Consider the following 17,485-nt stretch of genomic DNA (forward strand, 5'->3'; position numbering starts at 1 on the left):
GGCTTAGAGAGCCTCGCCGTCCGCTTCGTCGTTGACTTCGAAAGCGGCGAACAGCGGCTCTTCCTCGACGATGTCGTCCAGACGGATGACTTCCTCGTCGACCAGGCCTTCGGCGATCTCGCGCAGGGCGACGACGGTGGGCTTGTCGTTGTCCCACGGTACCTTGGGCTCCTTGCCGCCGGTGGCCAGCTGGCGCGAGCGCTTGGTGGCGAGCATGACCAGCTCGAATCGGTTGTCTACGTTGTCCAGGCAGTCTTCGACAGTAACGCGGGCCATGGTCTTCCTCGTGGCGATGATGATCCCGGGAACGGGGGACCCGGTAGTATAAAAATTCGCCAGTGGCAAGGGAAGAGGCGGTGGTCGGAGGACCACCGGCAGCGCTCCCTGCAGAAGCGGCTCCCACCCGCGCCGGACGGGAGCCCTAGCCGCATCAGGCGCCGGCTTTCTTCTTCAGCCGCCAGGCGTGCAGCAGCGGCTCGGTGTAGCCGCTGGGCTGTTCGCGGCCCTTGAAGATGAGGTCGCGGGCGGCGCGATAGGCGTAGGAGCTGTCGAAGTGGCCGGCCATGGGTTCGTAGAACGCGTCGCCGGCGTTCTGGCCGTCCACCACCTTGGCCATGCGCTGCAGCGTCTCGTCCACCTGTTCGGCGCTGACCACGCCGTGGTGCAGCCAGTTGGCGATGTGCTGGCTGGAGATGCGCAGGGTGGCGCGGTCTTCCATCAGGCCGACGTCATGGATGTCGGGCACCTTGGAGCAACCCACGCCCTGGTCGACCCAGCGCACCACGTAGCCGAGGATGCCCTGGCAGTTGTTGTCCAGCTCCTGCTGGATGGCTTCGGCGGACCAGTCGGGCGATTCGGCCACCGGTACGCTGAGCAGCCCGGCGAGCAATTCGCCGCGGGCAGCGTCGACGTCGCTGCGCTCCAGTTCCTGCTGCACCTGCTGGACGTTGACCTGGTGGTAATGCAGGGCGTGCAGGACAGCGGCGGTGGGCGACGGTACCCAGGCGGTGTTGGCGCCGGCCTTGGGATGACCGATCTTCTGTTCCAGCATGGCCGCCATCAGGTCGGGCATGGCCCACATGCCCTTGCCGATCTGCGCCTTGCCGCGCAGGCCGCAGGCCAGGCCGACCAGCACGTTGTTGCGCTCGTAGGCGGTGATCCACTTGGAGGTCTTCATGTCGCCCTTGCGCAGCATGGGCCCGGCCAGCATGGCGGTGTGCATCTCGTCACCGGTGCGGTCGAGGAAGCCGGTGTTGATGAAGGCGACCCGCGCGGCGGCGGCGGCGATGCAGGCCTTGAGGTTGACGCTGGTGCGGCGCTCCTCGTCCATGATGCCCAGCTTGACGGTGTTGGCCGGCAGCCCCAGCAAGGCCTCGACGCGGTCGAACAGCTGCACGGCGAAGGCCACCTCGGCCGGACCGTGCATCTTGGGTTTGACGATGTACACCGAGCCGCTGCGCGAGTTGCCCTGGCGCTTGAGGTCGTGCATCGCGATGGTCACCGTGACCAGGGCATCGAGGATGCCTTCGGGGATCTCGCGACCGTCTTCCAGCAGCACCGCCGGGTTGGTCATCAGGTGGCCGACGTTGCGGATGAACAGCAGCGAGCGCCCGTGCAGGCTCAGCGGCTGGCCGTCGGCGCCCTGATACTCGCGATCGGGGTTGAGGCGACGGGTAAAGGTCTCGCCCCCCTTGCTGACCTCTTCGGCCAGATCGCCCTTCATTAGGCCCAGCCAGTTGCGATAGGCCAGCACCTTGTCGGCGGCGTCCACCGCGGCGATGGAGTCTTCCAGGTCCATGATGGTACTGACCGCGGCTTCCATGAGCAGGTCCTTGACCCCGGCGGCGTCGGTCTTGCCGATGGTGCTGGCGCGGTCGATCTGGATCTCCAGGTGCAGGCCGTTGTGGCGCAAGAGCACCGCGGACGGCGCGGCGGCATCGCCCTGGTAGCCGACGAAAGCGGCCGGATCGGCCAGTTCGCTGGTGCCGCTCTTGAGGTCCACCACCAGGCGACCGTCCTGGATGCGGTAGGCGGTGGCGTCCCTGTGCGAGCCACTGGCCAGGGGCGCCACGCCATCCAGCACCTGACGGGCGAAGGCCACTACCTTGGCACCGCGGGTGGGGTTGTAGCCCTTGCCGCGCTCGGCGCCGTCGCTCTCTGGCAAGGCGTCGGTGCCATAGAGGGCGTCGTACAGCGAACCCCAGCGCGCGTTGGCGGCGTTCAGGGCGTAGCGGGCGTTGAGCACCGGCACCACCAGCTGCGGACCGGCCTGCTCGGCGATCTCGCGGTCGACGCCGGCCGTCGAGGCCTGCACCTGACCGGGGACCGGTTGCAGATAGCCGATGCCTTCGAGGAAGGCCTGGTAGGCGGGCAGATCGGTGACCGGACCGGGATGGGCGCTGTGCCAGTTGTCCAGCTCCACCTGCAGGCGATCACGCTCGGCCAGCAGTTCCCGATTGCGCGGTGCCAGCTCGTGCACCAGCTTGTCCACGCCCGACCAGAAGGCGGCGGTGTCGAGGCCGGTGCCGGGCAGCACTTCCTCGTCGATGAAACGCTGCAGTTCGGTGGCCACCTGCAGGCGGCCCAGGGTAGTGCGGTCGGTCATGATGGCTTTCCTTGAGACATGAAAATTAAATGGAAGCCTGTCCACGATCTCGCGAGCTAGAGCCAGGCAAGGCGAAAACAGCCGAGGAAGCGGAGTTTACGAAAGGTAAATGAGCATTCCGAGGCGGTTTTCAACACAGCCTGGCCGACGCGCAGCAGATCGTGGGCAGGCGATCAGCCGAGGGCGGCGATGGCGGCTTTGGCGACCTGCGCATCTTCCGGGGCCTTGACGCCGGAGACGCCGACCGCGCCCACCACCTGGCCGTCCACCAGGATGGGCACCCCGCCTTCGAGCATGCCCTGCATCAGCGGCGCGCTGAGAAAGGCGGTGCGTCCGTTGTTGATCATCTCCTCCAGCACCTTGGACTCCTTGCGCGCCAGGGCGGCGCTGCGGGCCTTTTCCGGGGCGATGTAGGCGCTGTTGGGCGCGGCGCCGTCGAGGCGCAACAGCGCCAGCGGATGGCCGCCGTCGTCGGCCACGGCGATGCACACGGCCCAGCCCTGGCGTTCGGCTTCGGCGCGCCCGGCGGCCAGCAGGGTGTCGATCTCGGCAAGGGTGAGCACGGCTTTGGTCTTCATGGGGCCTCCAGGGTTCAGGGATGGGTCGGAGCGGCCAGGGCCGCGTCGAGGATTTCGATCCAGTGGCGCACGGGAGTTCTCCCAGCGCCGTCGAGATGGCTCTGGCAACCGATGTTGGCGGTGGCGATCACCTCGGGGTGACCACTTTCCAGGGCATCGAGCTTGGCGTCACGCAGCCGCCGCGACAAGTCCGGCTGGGTCAGCGAATAGGTGCCGGCCGAACCGCAGCAGAGGTGACCGTCCGGCACCGGCGCCAGCGGAAAGCCGAGGCGTTGCAGGACGCCTTCCACGGCGCCGCCGAGGCGCTGGGCGTGCTGCAGGGTGCAGGGGCAGTGGAAGGCCAGCCGCGGCGTGTCCTTCAGCCGCAGCTCTTCCAGCGGCAGCTCGCGCAGCACCTCCACCAGATCGCGGGTACGCGCCGAGACCTCGCGGGCCTTGGCGGCATAGGCTGGGTCGTCTTTCAGCAGACTGGCGTATTCCTTGACGAAGGCGCCGCAGCCGCTGGCGGTCTGGATGATGGCCTCGGCGCCGCCCTGCAAGGCCGGCCACCAGGCGTCGATATTGCGCCGGGCGCGATCGAGGCCGGCTTCCTGGGCATTGAGGTGATAGTCCACCGCGCCGCAGCACCCGGCGCGGGGCGCGGCGTCCAGGCTGATGCCGAGGCGATCCAGCACCCGCGCGGTGGCGGCATTGGTATTGGGCGACAGTCCTGGCTGCACGCAGCCTTCGAGGATCAGCATGCGCCGGGCATGCCGAGGTGCCGGCCGCACGCCCGGGGCGGCGATACGCGCCGGCAGCTTGGCCTGGACGCTGGCCGGCAACAGCGGCTTGAGGGTCTGGCCGCCTTTCAGCAGGGCGCCGAACAGCCGCGGCTGCGGCAGCACCTGGCGCAGGCCGGCGCGCAGCAGGCGCTGCCCCAGGGGCCGCGGCACCCGGCGCTCCACCTCAGCGCGGCCGATGTCGAGCAATTCGTGATAGGAGACGCCCGAGGGACAGGTGGTCTCGCAGTTGCGGCAGGTCAGGCAGCGGTCGAGATGCTCGCGGGTCTTCTCGCTGACCTCGCCGCCTTCGAGCATGCCCTTGATCAGGTAGATGCGCCCGCGGGGCCCGTCCAGCTCGTCGCCGAGCAGCTGGTAGGTCGGGCAGGTGGCGTTGCAGAAGCCGCAGTGCACGCAGCTGCGCAGCACCCGCTCGGCATCGGCGGCGCGGGGCAATTCGCGGGCGGCGGGACTCAGATTGGTTTGCATAGGTCGCTCCCTTAGAGCCCGGCGTACAGCCGACCCGGATTGAAGATCCCCTGGGGGTCCAGGCGGGCCTTGAGGCGGCGGTGGTAGTCCAGCAGCGCGGCCGGCAGCGGATGCTGGGCCTCGCGCTCGGCGTCCGGCGTGTAGCACAGCGCATGGCCACCGGCACGCTCGGCGATCTCGCGCAGGACCGTGGTCGGGGCATCGCTCTTGAGCCAGTACTGGGCACCGCCCCAGTCCAGCAAGAGGCTGCCGGGCAGCTCCAGCAATGGCGTATTGACCGGTACCGACAGCCGCCACAGCGGCCTGGGGTCGTCGAAGAAGGCCAGCCGCTGTTCGTTGAGCTCGTCCCAGAAGGCCTCGCCCAGGGCTTCACCGCCCAGGCGATCGACGGCCGAGCGCACCGAGCCCTCGCCGCCCTCCAGGCGCAGCTGCAGCCGCTGGCCGTCATGACAGGCCGCCGAGATCGGCAGGGCTTCGCGGCCCCAGACGGCGAGGCGCTGCAGGGCGCGTTCGGCATCCAGTTCCAGACTCAGGCTCTGGGTGCAGCGCGGCCTGGGCAGGACCTTGAAGGACACCTCGGTGACCACTCCCAAACACCCCTGGCTGCCGGCCAGCAGGCGGGAGACGTCGTAACCGGCAACGTTCTTCATCACCTCGCCGCCGAATCTCAGGTGTTCGCCAGTGCCGGTGATCAACCGCGTGCCCAGGACGAAGTCCCTCAGGCTGCCGGCCCAGGGCCGGCGCGGACCGGAGAGGCCGCAGGCCAGGGTGCCGCCGACCGTGGCGCCCTCCCCCAGCCGCGGCGGCTCGCAGGGCAGCATCTGCCCCTGCTCGGCCAGGGCGGCATTGAGTTCGGCCAGCGGCGTGCCGGTACGGACCGTGGCCACCAGCTCGGTGGGGTCGTAGTGCACCAGGCCGCGATGGCCGCTGACGTCCAGCGGCTCGCCGTCCACCGGGCGACCCAGATGAGCCTTGGTATCGCCGCCATGGATGCGCAGCGGCTGGCGACGGACCAGGGCCTCGCGGACCTGATCGAGGAGCAGTTCCAGGCTGTCCATCAGAAACGCTCCAGTTCGGGGTGGGGCAACTGGCCGTGATGCACGTGCAGGCCACCGAATTCGGCGCAGCGGTGCAGGGTCGGCACGTTCTTGCCGGGATTGAGCAGCCCGGGGGCGTCGAAGGCCGCCTTCACCGCATGGAAGAAGGTCAGCTCGCCCGGCTGGAACTGGGTGCACATGGCGTTGATCTTCTCGCGACCCACCCCGTGTTCGCCGGTGATGGTGCCGCCCACCGCCACGCAGAGGTCGAGGATGCGCCCGCCCAGGGCCTCGGCCTGCTCCAGTTCGCCGGGCCGGTTGGCATCGAAGAGGATCAGCGGATGCAGGTTGCCGTCGCCGGCATGGAAGACATTGCCCACCGCCAGGCCGTATTCCGCGGACAGCGCCTCGATGCCGCGCAGGACCTCGGGCAGGGCGCGGCGCGGGATGGTGCCGTCCATGCAGTAGTAGTCGGGCGATAGCCGCCCCACCGCGGGAAAGGCATTCTTGCGCCCGGCCCAGAATTTCTGCCGCTCGGCCTCGTCGCGGGCCAGGCGGATCTCGGTGGCACCGGCGGCCGCCAGCAGGCTGCTGACGCGCTCGATGTCGGCGGCCACGTCGGCTTCCACCCCGTCCAGCTCGCAGAGCAGGATGGCCGCGGCGTCCACCGGGTAGCCGGCGTGGATGAAGTCCTCGGCGGCTCTCAGGGTCAGGTTGTCCATCATCTCCAGGCCACCGGGGATGATGCCGGCGGCGATGATGTCGGCCACCGCGGCGCCGGCACGCTCGATGTCGGCGAAGCTGGCCATCACCACCCGGGCACAGGGCGGCTTGGGCAAGAGCTTGACGGTCACCTCCACCACGACGCCGAGCAGGCCCTCGGAGCCGGTGAACAGCGCCAGCAGGTCGAAGCCGGGACTGTCCAGGGCGGCGCTGCCCAGGGTCAGGCGCTCGCCCTCCAGGGTGACGATCTCCACCGCCAGCACGTTGTGCACGGTCAGGCCGTATTTCAGGCAGTGCACGCCGCCGGCGTTCTCGGCCACGTTGCCACCGATGGAACAGGCGATCTGCGACGAGGGATCGGGGGCGTAGTAGAGGTCGTGGGGCGCCGCGGCCTGGGAGATGGCCAGGTTGCGCACCCCGGGCTGGACCCGGGCACGGCGGCCATCGGGGTCCACGTCGAGGATGCGATTGAAGCGCGCCATCACCAGCAGCACGCCCTGCTCCAGTGGCAGGGCGCCACCGGAGAGACCGGTGCCGGCACCGCGTGCCACCAGGGGCACGTTCAGCTCATGGCAGAGGCGCAGGGTCGCCTGCACCTGCTCTACCGTTTCTGGCAGCACCACCAGCAAGGGGGTGGTGCGATAGGCCGCGAGACCATCGCATTCGTAGGGTTTGAGGTCTTCCCTGTCGTGCAGCAGGCAGTGCTCGGGCAGTTCGGCACGCAGCCGCTGCAGCAGTTGTGCCTTGTCCGGGCGGGGCAAGGCGCCGTCGAGACGTTCGTCGTAGACCAGGCTCATCGGGTAACCGCCGTTGTTGTTGTTCTGGCTGGAGAGGCTTCGTTGTACCCCGAGACTTGACGGCGAGTCCATCGCCTAAACCACTGGTCATACCAGTTTGTTCATACTCTTCGACCAAAGGATTACCCGCTTTCAGCCTGCTTGACGGCGAATCCGGCCGGTGGCTCACTAGGGCTGAATCTCGTGGTCATACCAGCAGGAACCCCATGTCTGCACCCGCCCCCCGCCTTCCCGTCGCCGAGAACGTCAGTCAGCAGATCGAACGTCTGGTGGTGGACGGGGTGCTCAAGGTCGGCCAGCCGCTGCCGTCCGAGCGGCGCCTGTGCGACAAACTCGGCGTCTCCCGGACCGCCCTGCGCGAGGGCCTGGGCCTGCTGCGCGCCCGCGGCATCATAGAAACGCGCCACGGCCAGGGCAGCTTCGTCGCCCGCCTGGCGGCGCCGGCGGCGGAGAATCCCCTGCTGCACCTGTTCAGCAGCCAGCCGCGTACCCTCTACGATCTGCTGGAGGTACGCGCCCTGTTGGAGGGCGAAGCCGCGCGCCTGGCCGCGCTGCGCGCCACCACCGCCGACCTGGTACTGATCGGGCGGCGCTACGAGGAGCTCTGCGCCGCCTGCCAGGATCCGGCCAGCCTGCCGGCAGAAACCCATGCCCGCCTCGACCACGCCTTCCATCTGGCGATCAGCGAGGCCTCGCACAATCCGGTGCTGGTGCACACCCTGCAGTCGCTCAACGAGTTGCTGCTGGGCTCGGTGTTCGCCTGCATCGCCAATCTCTACCATCGCCCGCCGCAACGCCGCGAGATCGATGCCCAGCACGCCCGCCTCTATGCCGCGGTGAGTGGACGCCTGCCCGACGAGGCCCACGCCGCCGCCCGCGAGCATATCCACAGCGTGAGGGACAGCCTGCGCGAGATCGAGCAGGAAGAGCAGCGGCTGGTGCGGGCGACCATGCGTCTGGAAGGCTGGACCTAGATAAAAGGTCCCGCCGGCAAAGGTCAGTGCCAGAGCCGCTGTCCGTCAGCCCGCCGCACGCCCCCGTCCCCTCGGCAGGCGTAACATCTTGCAACTGCCCTGCCCCGCCCCCATGCTTAGCCGACCTTTTTCCAGCTCCCGGCCCTAATGGACCCTTCCACCAGTCTCGCCTCGACGTTGTTCGCCGATCTCGGCCTCGTGTTCTTCGCCTTCTTCCTCGTGCTGCTCAACGGCTTCTTCGTCGCCGCCGAGTTCGCCATGGTCAAGCTGCGCGCCACCCGTGTGGAGGCCATCGCCAAGAAGCACGGCTGGCGCGGGCGCATCCTCAAGAAGGTGCATAACCAGCTCGACGCCTACCTTTCCGCCTGCCAGCTCGGCATCACCCTGGCCTCCCTGGGCCTGGGCTGGGTCGGCGAGCCGGCCTTCGCCGAATTGCTCGAACCCCTGCTCGGCGCCGCCGGCGTCCGCAGCCCCGAGGTGATCCACGGCGTCGCCTTCTTCTCGGCCTTCTTCATCATCTCCTACCTGCACATCGTGGTCGGCGAGTTGGCGCCCAAGTCCTGGGCGATCCGCAAGCCCGATCTGCTGTCGCTGTGGACGGCGGTGCCGCTGTACCTCTTCTACTGGCTGATGTACCCGGCCATCTGGCTGCTCAACGCCAGTGCCAACGGCATCCTGCGCATCGCCGGCCAGGGCGAGCCGGGCGCGCACCACGAACACCACTACAGCCGCGACGAACTCAAGCTGATCCTGCACTCCAACCGCGCCACCGACCCGGACGCCCGGGTGCTGGCCTCGGCCGTGGAGCTGGGCGAGCTGGAGGTGGTGGACTGGGCCAATTCCCGCGAAGACCTCATCTACCTGGACAGCAAGGCCAGCCTGGAGGAGATCCTCACCCAGATCCGCCGCTCCAAGTACAGTCGCTACCCGGTCTATGACGAGGACAGCCAGACCTTTACCGGGGTGCTGCACATCAAGGACCTGCTCCTGGCCATCGCCGGCCTGGACAGCGAAGCCGCCTCCTTCGACCTCGACGACCTGGTGCATCCGCTGGAGCGGGTGACCAAGCACATGCCGCTGTCCGACCTGCTGGAGCAATTCCGCCGCGGCGGCGCGCACTTCGTGCTGGTGGAGGAAGCCGACCACAAGGTCATCGGCTTCCTGACCATGGAAGACGTGCTCGAGGTGCTGGTGGGCGACATCCAGGACGAACACCGCAAGACCGAACGCGGCGTGGTCGCCTATCAGCCGGGCAAGTTGCTGGTGCGTGGCGACACCCCGCTGTTCAAGGTCGAGCGCCTGCTGGGCATCGACCTGGACCACGTCGAGGCCGAGACCCTGGCCGGCCTGATCTACGACAGCCTCAAGCGCGTTCCCGAAGAGGAGACGGTGCTGGAGGCCGAAGGCCTGCGCATCATCGTCAAGAAGATGAAGGGTCCCAAGATCGTCCTGGCCAAGGTCATCAAGCTGGACCCCAAGGACGTCCGCCGGCGCCAGCCGGAGGAGCGCTGAGGCGACGCGGCCTCAGCCGCGTCCGCTGCCCAGTTCCGGCAGACCATCGCTCAGGCAGACGCGATTGCGCCCATTTCGCTTGGCTGCATAGAGCGCCCGGTCGGCGTCTTCCAGCAGGCCCAGGCCGTGCTCGAGATTGCTCGGCACGCTCACCGCGACACCGATGCTGACCGACGGTCGCAAGCGCCCCTGCTCGGTCTGCAACTCCAGCCCCGCCACCTCCTGGCGGATACGCTCGGCCAGGAGCTCGGCCGCCGCCCGGTCGCTGCCGGGCAAGGCGATGACGAATTCCTCGCCGCCATAGCGCGCCGCCACCTCCCCCGCGCGCTGGACGTGCTGGCGCAACACCTCGGCCACGCACCTCAGGCATTCGTCGCCCAGGGTGTGGCCATGGGTGTCGTTGACCGCCTTGAAGTGATCAAGGTCCACCAGCAGCACCGCCAGCGGCAGTTCGGCACGGATGGCGCGGCGGATCTCCTGTTGGAAGACCCGCTCGAAATGCCGGCGATTGCCGAGCCCGGTCAGGGAATCGGTCTGGCTCTGGTGCAAGAGCTCGCGATTCAGCCGCTCGAGGCTGGCCTTGGCCTGCTGCAACTCCACGGTGCGCAGCGCCACCCGCAATTCCAGCTCGACAAAGGAGGCTTCGCGCTCGCGGGCCAGGGCGCTGGAGGCTTCCAGGGCCTGCCGTTGGGCCTCGATTCGCGCCCGCCGCTGCAGACTCAGGCCCTCGGTAAGCCCCAGCGACAGCATCACGAAGCCCAGGGTGAAACCGGCTATCTGCCCATGGAAAGCCGGACTGTCGGCGGCCAGCCAGCCGGCCACAGCCAGCAGCTGGATCGCGCTGCCCAGCAACAGCAGGGCCCAGGCGGCGCTGAACCACAACGCCATGCGGCTGCCGCGCAGCGCCAGGTAGGTGGTGGTGCCCAGCAGGCCCAGGCAACTCAGCGCCATCATGCCGAGCATTTCCTGGAAGCTCAGCAGGTGCGGCCAGATCAGCGTGACGACCAGCGCCACATTCCAGTAGCCGATCAGCAGACGATTGCCAAAGTCGATCCAGCGGCCGCCGTGATAGAGACTGAGCAGATAGCGCACGAACAACCCGCCACTCAGAAAGCACAGGGCGGCGAAGGCCAGGTGCGCACGCAGGGCGAAGGCCGGGCTCTCCGGCCAGAGTTGCCAGGCGCCATAGCCGCTGGTGACCGCCTGATAGCCGATGACGCTGAGCAGATAGAGGGCATACCAGCCAAAACCCGAGCGGCGGCCGAAACCCCACAGCGTGAGGGTCAGCAGCAGGATGGTGATCAGGCAGCCAAAGAAGCTGCCGACCAGCCAGGCATCCTGCTGGGCCTCGCGCAGATAGGTGGCCGGGGTGACCAGGCGCAGCGGCAGGATAAAGGTCTCCCGCGAATCCAGCCGCAGGTAGACCTCCTCCACGGCGCCGGCGGTCGGCGCCAGGGCGAACATCAGCTGGCGCCCGGGCAGCGCCCGTTGCGTCGCCGGCAGCGCCAGGCCGCTGCGCTGCAGCGGGCTCCAGCGACCATCGGCTCCGCGGGTGCGCAGGTCCAGGCGATCCAGCACCGGCCAGGTCGGAATCAGCCACCAGGCCTGGTCGTCGCGACTCTGGATGGCAAAGCGCAGCCAGAGGCCCTGGCGGCCGTCATGGAGCAGCATTTCCAGTTCATCGGGCGCATGCCAGCCGTCCTCGCCACCGCTTGGGCGCGCGGCTGCCTCGGCAAAGGTCAGACTGGCGGGCGCCTTGAGAATCTCCAGTGCCGGTCGGGGATCGTAACTGCGCGCCGGATCGTCGAGGCGCAGCACCTGCGCCTGACCGTCGAGGGCGATCAGCAACAGGACCAGCAGGTGCAAAGCCCGATTGCGCCCACCGGCGCACAGGGCGGCCAGGAATCCTTTCATAGGGCGGCATCCATAGCCTGAAGGAAGGAAAGGCCGCGGTAGAGCCCGCGCCCTGGAGGAAATAGCGTGGTGATAGCATAACGCCACCAAGCCTGGTCCTGCCAAGGGATTTCTACAGGCGACAGGGTGCCTGGGCCCTGGATGGGCCCGGTGGCGTCAGCCTGTCTGGAACGCCCTGAAGCGCGGACTCAGCGGTCGCCCAGCGCCATGTTGGGCAGGGCCGCCAGCGGCCGCACGAAACGGAAGGGAATGGAGACCATTTCACCGCCCGTGTGGGCCTGGACGACGAAATGCAGATGGGGACCGGTGCTGCGACCGGTGTTGCCTGACTCCGCCAGGGGCGTGCCGATCTCCACCCGCTCCCCGGGTCGTACCTTGACCGAACCGCGGCGCAGGTGCAGGTAGGCGCTCTGGCTGCCGTCCTCGTGGGCGATGCGCACGAAGTTGCCGGAGGGGTTGGGACCATGGCCGAACTGGCCGTTTTCGACGTCGATCACCGTGCCGGCGCGAGCGGCGCTGATCGGCGTGCCCTCGGGCATGGCGATGTCCACCGCATAGCGCCCCTTGGGCGTGTTGTGGCTGAAATCGCCCCCAGCGCCCTGGGTCACGTAGTAGACCCCTTGCCGCCAGGGCCAGGCGTAACCATAGCCGATGCCGTTGTCGGCACCACCCGCGACATTCGTCGCCAGCGACGGCAGGGTGCCGACCGGCAGCTGCGGACTGTAGCTGAAGGCCTGGTCGAAGTGCATGGGAAAGCCCTGCTGGCGCTTGCGGATCACCGCCAGCTGCACCGTGGAGCGCGGCTCGATGACCTGGCGGATCGGGCGCTCGGCACCGGCCACGTTGACGGTGCGTTGCAGGCGCAGTTCGACGCGCACGGGCACGTCGAAATCGTTGCGGACTTCGAAGATGCGACCTTCGCTGCCGTTGCGGACCTTGAGCTTGACCTGCCCCTTGCGAGCCGGGCTCTTGGCGGAGGTCTTGGTCAGGGTCGCCTTTTCGGCAGCCGGCGCAACGGCAGGCACGGCCAGGGCGAGGGTCAGGCAGGTGATCAGGGCGGTCAGGCGTCGGTCCATGGCATAGGGCCACCATGATGGGCAAGGACAGAACCTAACAAAGCCGCGCGAGGCGGGCGATGGTCAAACCGCGGCTTTGTGAAGCCGCTGGCAAAGCATCGTCGCGAATAAAAAAGCGTGGCACTCAAATCCCTGTGCCACGCTGCCACCGATCGGACGGTAGTTCAAATACAGGCCTGATGGTTCAGGCAGGTCAGCCAAGCGGCGGGTGTTCTGTGCGACACTCCCGCAAGAGGCAGGTTTTCGGCGTGCAGGGGGATCGCCCCTTGGGCGCGCCCAATGCTCCGGCCATAGTGCTGCAGGTTAGGTCCTGGCACCTTGACCCTGCCCAACCGAAACGGACAGCCGCTATGCAGGAACAGACAATCGACCCGACGCGAAGCGTGGCTGCGGATGCGCCTATCCCGCCCGCCGGGCCGCTGGTATCCCAGCTTGGCACCTTCGCCCACGGCCAGGCGTGGCCGCCGCATGTGCACGATCAGGCGCACCTGATGTACACGGTCAACGGCGTGCTGGAGGTCACCACCCACGAAGGGGTCTGGTACGTTCCGCCCAAGCAGGCGATCTGGATTCCGCCCCGCGTCGAGCACCAGGCGCGGGCCAACGGCGAGGCCACCCTGCAGGTGGTGATCATCGAATTGCCGAGCGGCCTGCCCTGCCCCGAGGCGGCCACCCGCATGGTGCTCATCTCGCCGCTGCTGCGCGAATTGCTGCGTTGCCTGCGGCGCGGCGGCACCTCCTATGGCGAGGCCGAGCTGGGCAGCCATGTGCGGGCGCTGATGCTGGCGGAACTGGTGTTTCTCGAAGAGACGGCCCTGCACCTGCCGGCGCTGGCCGATCGCCGGCTGCAGACCATCCAGACCACGCTGCACGCCGATCCGGCCAACGATACGGCCCTGGCGACCTGGGCGCAGCAGTTGCACCTCTGCTCGCGCAGCCTGGCCCGACTGTTCCTCAAGGAAACCGGCACCAGCTTTTCCACCTGGCGCCAGCACACCCGGCTGATGCTGGCCCTGCCGCGGCTGGCCGCCGGCGAGCCGGTGACCCGTGTGGCCCTGGATCTCGGCTACGCTTCGCCCTCGGCCTTTACCCGGATGTTTCGCCGGGTGCTGGGAGTGTCGCCGAGCGAGTACCTCGACGCCCAGGGCTGAAACTGGACGAGGGTAAGAGCCTGCTCAAAGGCTCGCGAGCCAGAGCCAAACAACGCCTAGGCGACCCACGAAGAGGCCTGAGGAAGCGGATCGGACCCGCGCTCGGGTTTACCGATGGTAAATGAGCATGGCGACGGGGCCGTCCAGGCGGGGCTGGCCTTCCAGGGGCTTTTCAACGCCGTTCGACCGACGCGCAGCAGCCTTTGACAGGCTCTCAAGGTCCGCCGACGGCGAAGTTGGGCAAGCTGTCCACCGCCTGGGCGAAGCGGAAGGGAATGGACTCGACCGCCTCGCCGGTGTTGCGCTGGACCACGAAGTGCAGGTGCGGCCCGGTGCTGCGCCCGGTGTTGCCTGAAGCGGCCAGGGCCTGGCCGGTGCGTACCCACTGACCCTCGGTGACCTTGATCGAACCGCGCTGCAAGTGCAGGTAGACGCTCATGGTGCCGTCGTCGTGGAGGATGCGCACGAAGTTGCCGGAGGGGTGGTTGCCGCGACCGTCCTGAGCGTTCTCCACCTCCACCACCTGGCCGGCGCGCGAGACCACGATGGGCGTTCCCTCGGGCATGGCGATGTCCACCGCATAGCGACTCTTGGGCGTGTTGTGGCTGAAACCACCGCCGGCGCCCTGGCTAACGTTGAAGGGCCCGCCCAGCCAGGGCAGCGGATAGGCGAAACCGGAGGCGAAGACCGGGGTGGCACTGCCCATCAGGGTGGTGAGCTGGGGGGTGTAGCGCTGCGGACGACTGGGATCCGGCGCGATCAGGGTCGCCAGGCGGGTCAGGCTGCGCGCCGGCAGGACCTTGCGGATCGGCGCCTCGCCCACCCCGCTGACGTTCTGCAGCGCCGACAGGCGCAGGGTGACGGTCACCGGCAGAAAGCTGTCGTTGCGCACCTCAAGCACCGTGCCGCCGGCATAGTGCCGCGGCTGCAACTTGACCCGCTGGTCCAGCCGCTCGATGGGGTCGTCGCTGAAGGTCATCACCTTGGCGCCCTTCTGCGCCTTGTCGGTGTAGGTGACCACGCCATTGGCATCGACGTACTTGTAGATGGGCGCCGCCAGGGCGGGACCCGCAAGGGCCAACGACAGCAGCAGCAGGTGACGGGCAAGGGGCATGGGCAGGGCGTCAGAAATCCGCGATACCTGAGCGCGAAGCAGTCTCCGTGCCAGCCCCCTCATGGCGTCGCCCTCTCTAGGCGCCCGGCACGTAGTGCCGCTGGGCGGTGCCCTTGGCGATCAGCCGCGACAGGTAGTCGAGCTTGACCGGGTCACGGTCGATGAAGCGGAAGTTGACCTGCACCCATTCGCTGGCCGGCGTCGCTTCCACCGCGGCGAGGGAATGCAGATAGCCGTTGAGGCGCGCCACGTCGTTGCCGTCTTCGCCCTGCTCCAGGTCGAGCACGGCGGTTTCCAGGATCTGCGGCAGCGGATCGCCGCGGCGGACCACCAGCAGGGCCTCCTTGAGGCTGATGGCCTTGATCAGGCAGGCCATGCTGGCGTTGGGCAGGCGCAGCTGACCCTGGCCGAAATTGGCGGCCGCCTTGCCGCGGGCAGGTGCCGGCGGCGCGGCGCCGGTGAGCAGAGCGGCACTGGAGGAAGCGGCTGGCGCCGCGACCGGTGCTGCGGCGGGCTGGACCACGTCGCTGCGACCGGCGGTCAGGGCGCCGAGGGAGTCATTGGCGAAGCCGGTGGCCGGGCGCGGCTGGGCGCCGGCCTGCAACTCGGCGAGCTTGCCGGTGCGCTGCAGGGCCTTCTTGACCTTGGCCGCCAGTTGCTCGTTGGAGAAGGGCTTGCCCATGTAGTCGGACACGCCGGCCTGGATGGCCTGGACGACGTTTTCCTTGTCGCCGCGGCTGGTGACCATGATGAAGGGCACGCCCTGGTGGTCCGGCTGGGCACGAAACCAGGACAGCAACTCCAGACCGGTCATGCCGGGCATTTCCCAGTCGCAGAGGATGAGGTCGAAACGCTGCTTGCCGAGCATCGTCTGGGCGCGGCGACCATCGGCCGCCTCGTCCACCACGAGCCCGGGAAACAGATTGCGCAGACCCTTCTTGATCAGATCACGAATGAAGGGCGCATCATCCACCACCAGTACGTTCAACTTGCTCATCGGTCACTCCATGCCAAGTCTTCCAGCATAGCAGGCGGCTCCGCAGCGCCACCCGGGGAGTGACCGGGCGGATCATTCGCGCGACCGATTGACCTCTTCGGCCATGCGCTTGAGGCCCATGTGCCGTACGTCGGTGCCCTGGACCAGGTAGATCACCAGCTCGGCGATGTTGCGCGCGTGGTCGCCGACCCGCTCCAGGGAACGCAATACCCAGATGATGCTCAGCACCCGCGAGATGGAGCGCGGATCTTCCATCATGTAGGTAGCCAGTTCGCGCAGCGCGGACTTGTATTCACGGTCGATCAGCTTGTCGTACTGGGCCACCGAGAGGGCCAGCTCGGCGTCGAAGCGGGCGAAGGCGTCCAGCGCCTGATGGACCATCTTGCGCACCTGCTCGCCGATGTGGCGAACCTCGACGTAGCCGCGCGGGGCCTCGCCGTCCTCGGTCAGCTCGATGGCGCGGCGGGCGATCTTGGAGGCTTCGTCGCCGATGCGCTCCAGGTCGATCACCGACTTGGAGATGCTGATGATCAGGCGCAGGTCGGAGGCCGCCGGCTGACGACGGGCGAGGATGCGCAGGCATTCCTCGTCGATGCCACGTTCCATGATGTCGATCTGGTCATCGATGGTGCGTACCTGGCGCGCCAGGCCGGCATCGGCGTCGATCACCGCGCGCACGGCGTCGCTGACCTGCTTTTCCACCAGACCGCCCATGGCCAGCAGGTGACTGCGGACCTCTTCCAGTTCGACGTTGTATTGCTGGGAGATGTGCTGCGTGTGGCCTTCTTTGTTGATCATGCTGTCAGTCCTGCCTGAGAGGATCGAGTCGCCGGGTGGGGCACCGGCCTGCCTGGAACTAGCCGTAGCGGCCGGTGATGTAGTCTTCGGTCTGCCGCTTCGCGGGATTGGTGAAGAGGGTGTCGGTGTCGCCGTGCTCGACCAACTGGCCCAAGTACATGAAGGCGGTGTAGTCGGACACCCGCGCCGCCTGCTGCATGTTGTGGGTGACGATGACGATGGTGTAGCGCTGTTTCAGTTCGTGGATCAGCTCTTCCACCTTGAGGGTGGAGATGGGATCCAGCGCCGAGCAGGGTTCGTCGAGCAGGAGCACATCGGGTTGCACGGCGATGGTGCGGGCGATCACCAGGCGCTGCTGCTGGCCACCCGAGAGGCCCAGGGCCGACTCGTGCAGGCGATCCTTGACCTCGTCCCACAGCGCCGCGCCGTGCAGCGCCCACTCCACCGCCTCGTCGAGCACCCGCTTCTGCTTGATGCCCTGGATGCGCAGGCCGTAGACCACGTTCTCGTAGATGCTCTTGGGAAAGGGATTGGGCTTCTGGAACACCATGCCCACCCGCCGCCGCAGCTCGGCGATCTCGGTGCCGCGGGCATAGATGTTCTGCCCATCGAGCAGGATCTCGCCGTCGATGCGGCAGTCTTCCACCAGGTCGTTCAGGCGATTGAAGCAGCGCAGCAGGGTCGACTTGCCGCAGCCGCTGGGGCCGATGAAGGCGGTGACGCGCTGGCGCGGGATCTCCAGGGCGATGTCCTGCAAGACCTGCTTCTTGCCGTAGAACAGATTGAGCCGTGGCACCGACAGGGCCACACCACCTTCGCTCGCCGCAGGCTGGGCGCTGGCCGCGTAGGCGGCGGCGGTTCTGAAGATGGAGGAATCGGAAGGCATGGGGTCTCCTCGGCCGCGGGCGCTAGTATGGCGCTTCAGAAGTTCGCACGAGATTTGGCGAGTGATTTTTGGCGGT

General features: G+C 67.8%; 15 protein-coding genes. 3 read left to right on the top strand and 12 right to left on the bottom strand.

What is annotated here, in order from left to right; translation table 11 throughout:
* Positions 1-3: 3 nt before the first annotated feature.
* The 6 genes from rpoZ to glcD all read right to left on the bottom strand — a co-directional run bounded on the left by rpoZ (position 4) and on the right by glcD (position 6,987).
* Complete coding sequence (gene rpoZ, locus V6W80_RS22940; RefSeq protein ID WP_017639297.1) at positions 4-276, bottom strand: DNA-directed RNA polymerase subunit omega; 273 nt, start codon at positions 274-276, stop codon at positions 4-6.
* Between the two features lie 154 nt (positions 277-430).
* On the bottom strand, positions 431-2,605 hold the full coding sequence (locus V6W80_RS22945; RefSeq protein WP_338545447.1) for a malate synthase G: 2,175 nt from the start codon (positions 2,603-2,605) through the stop codon (positions 431-433).
* A 173-nt stretch (positions 2,606-2,778) separates the two neighbouring features.
* Complete coding sequence (locus V6W80_RS22950; protein WP_017639294.1) at positions 2,779-3,183, bottom strand: heme-binding protein; 405 nt, start codon at positions 3,181-3,183, stop codon at positions 2,779-2,781.
* 14 nt (positions 3,184-3,197) lie between these two features.
* Positions 3,198-4,430: a glycolate oxidase subunit GlcF gene (glcF, locus tag V6W80_RS22955; protein WP_338545448.1), complete on the bottom strand. Its 1,233-nt coding sequence runs from the start codon at positions 4,428-4,430 to the stop codon at positions 3,198-3,200.
* Between the two features lie 11 nt (positions 4,431-4,441).
* Positions 4,442-5,488 (bottom strand): glycolate oxidase subunit GlcE, encoded by a 1,047-nt coding sequence (gene glcE / locus V6W80_RS22960; RefSeq protein ID WP_338545449.1) that lies wholly within the window; start codon positions 5,486-5,488, stop codon positions 4,442-4,444.
* Positions 5,488-6,987, bottom strand: a complete 1,500-nt coding sequence (glcD, locus tag V6W80_RS22965; RefSeq protein ID WP_338545450.1) for a glycolate oxidase subunit GlcD — start codon at positions 6,985-6,987, stop codon at positions 5,488-5,490. Before glcD ends, glcE begins: the two co-directional genes overlap by 1 nt.
* A 206-nt stretch (positions 6,988-7,193) precedes the next feature.
* On the opposite strand from glcD, the gene glcC reads away from it, so the two are divergent.
* On the top strand, positions 7,194-7,961 hold the full coding sequence (glcC, locus tag V6W80_RS22970; protein ID WP_064307733.1) for a transcriptional regulator GlcC: 768 nt from the start codon (positions 7,194-7,196) through the stop codon (positions 7,959-7,961).
* Between the two features lie 147 nt (positions 7,962-8,108).
* Complete coding sequence (locus V6W80_RS22975; RefSeq protein ID WP_051226129.1) at positions 8,109-9,473, top strand: hemolysin family protein; 1,365 nt, start codon at positions 8,109-8,111, stop codon at positions 9,471-9,473.
* Positions 9,474-9,485: 12 nt separating this feature from the next.
* Here the strand turns inward: V6W80_RS22975 and V6W80_RS22980 are convergent, their stop codons facing one another.
* On the bottom strand, positions 9,486-11,387 hold the full coding sequence (locus V6W80_RS22980; protein WP_338545451.1) for a sensor domain-containing diguanylate cyclase: 1,902 nt from the start codon (positions 11,385-11,387) through the stop codon (positions 9,486-9,488).
* Positions 11,388-11,575: 188 nt separating this feature from the next.
* Complete coding sequence (locus V6W80_RS22985; protein ID WP_017639287.1) at positions 11,576-12,463, bottom strand: M23 family metallopeptidase; 888 nt, start codon at positions 12,461-12,463, stop codon at positions 11,576-11,578.
* Positions 12,464-12,813: 350 nt separating this feature from the next.
* Between V6W80_RS22985 and V6W80_RS22990 the strand changes: the two genes are divergently transcribed.
* Positions 12,814-13,614: a helix-turn-helix transcriptional regulator gene (locus V6W80_RS22990; RefSeq protein WP_026083646.1), complete on the top strand. Its 801-nt coding sequence runs from the start codon at positions 12,814-12,816 to the stop codon at positions 13,612-13,614.
* A gap of 214 nt (positions 13,615-13,828) precedes the next feature.
* Here V6W80_RS22990 and V6W80_RS22995 read toward each other — a convergent pair whose 3' ends face one another.
* The 4 genes from V6W80_RS22995 to pstB all read right to left on the bottom strand — a co-directional run bounded on the left by V6W80_RS22995 (position 13,829) and on the right by pstB (position 17,409).
* Positions 13,829-14,728, bottom strand: a complete 900-nt coding sequence (locus V6W80_RS22995; protein WP_338545452.1) for a M23 family metallopeptidase — start codon at positions 14,726-14,728, stop codon at positions 13,829-13,831.
* Positions 14,729-14,804: 76 nt separating this feature from the next.
* Positions 14,805-15,725, bottom strand: a complete 921-nt coding sequence (locus V6W80_RS23000) for a response regulator (protein ID WP_338545453.1) — start codon at positions 15,723-15,725, stop codon at positions 14,805-14,807.
* Between the two features lie 72 nt (positions 15,726-15,797).
* Positions 15,798-16,523 carry a phosphate signaling complex protein PhoU gene (phoU, locus tag V6W80_RS23005; RefSeq protein WP_007161478.1) on the bottom strand — a complete coding sequence of 242 codons (726 nt, stop codon included), beginning with the start codon at positions 16,521-16,523 and terminating at the stop codon, positions 15,798-15,800.
* A gap of 58 nt (positions 16,524-16,581) precedes the next feature.
* Positions 16,582-17,409 carry a phosphate ABC transporter ATP-binding protein PstB gene (gene pstB / locus V6W80_RS23010; RefSeq protein WP_017639283.1) on the bottom strand — a complete coding sequence of 276 codons (828 nt, stop codon included), beginning with the start codon at positions 17,407-17,409 and terminating at the stop codon, positions 16,582-16,584.
* Positions 17,410-17,485: the final 76 nt, after the last annotated feature.

This window comes from Pseudomonas benzopyrenica, assembly GCF_036884265.1.
GTDB classification, from domain to species: Bacteria; Pseudomonadota; Gammaproteobacteria; order Pseudomonadales; family Pseudomonadaceae; genus Chryseomonas; species Chryseomonas benzopyrenica.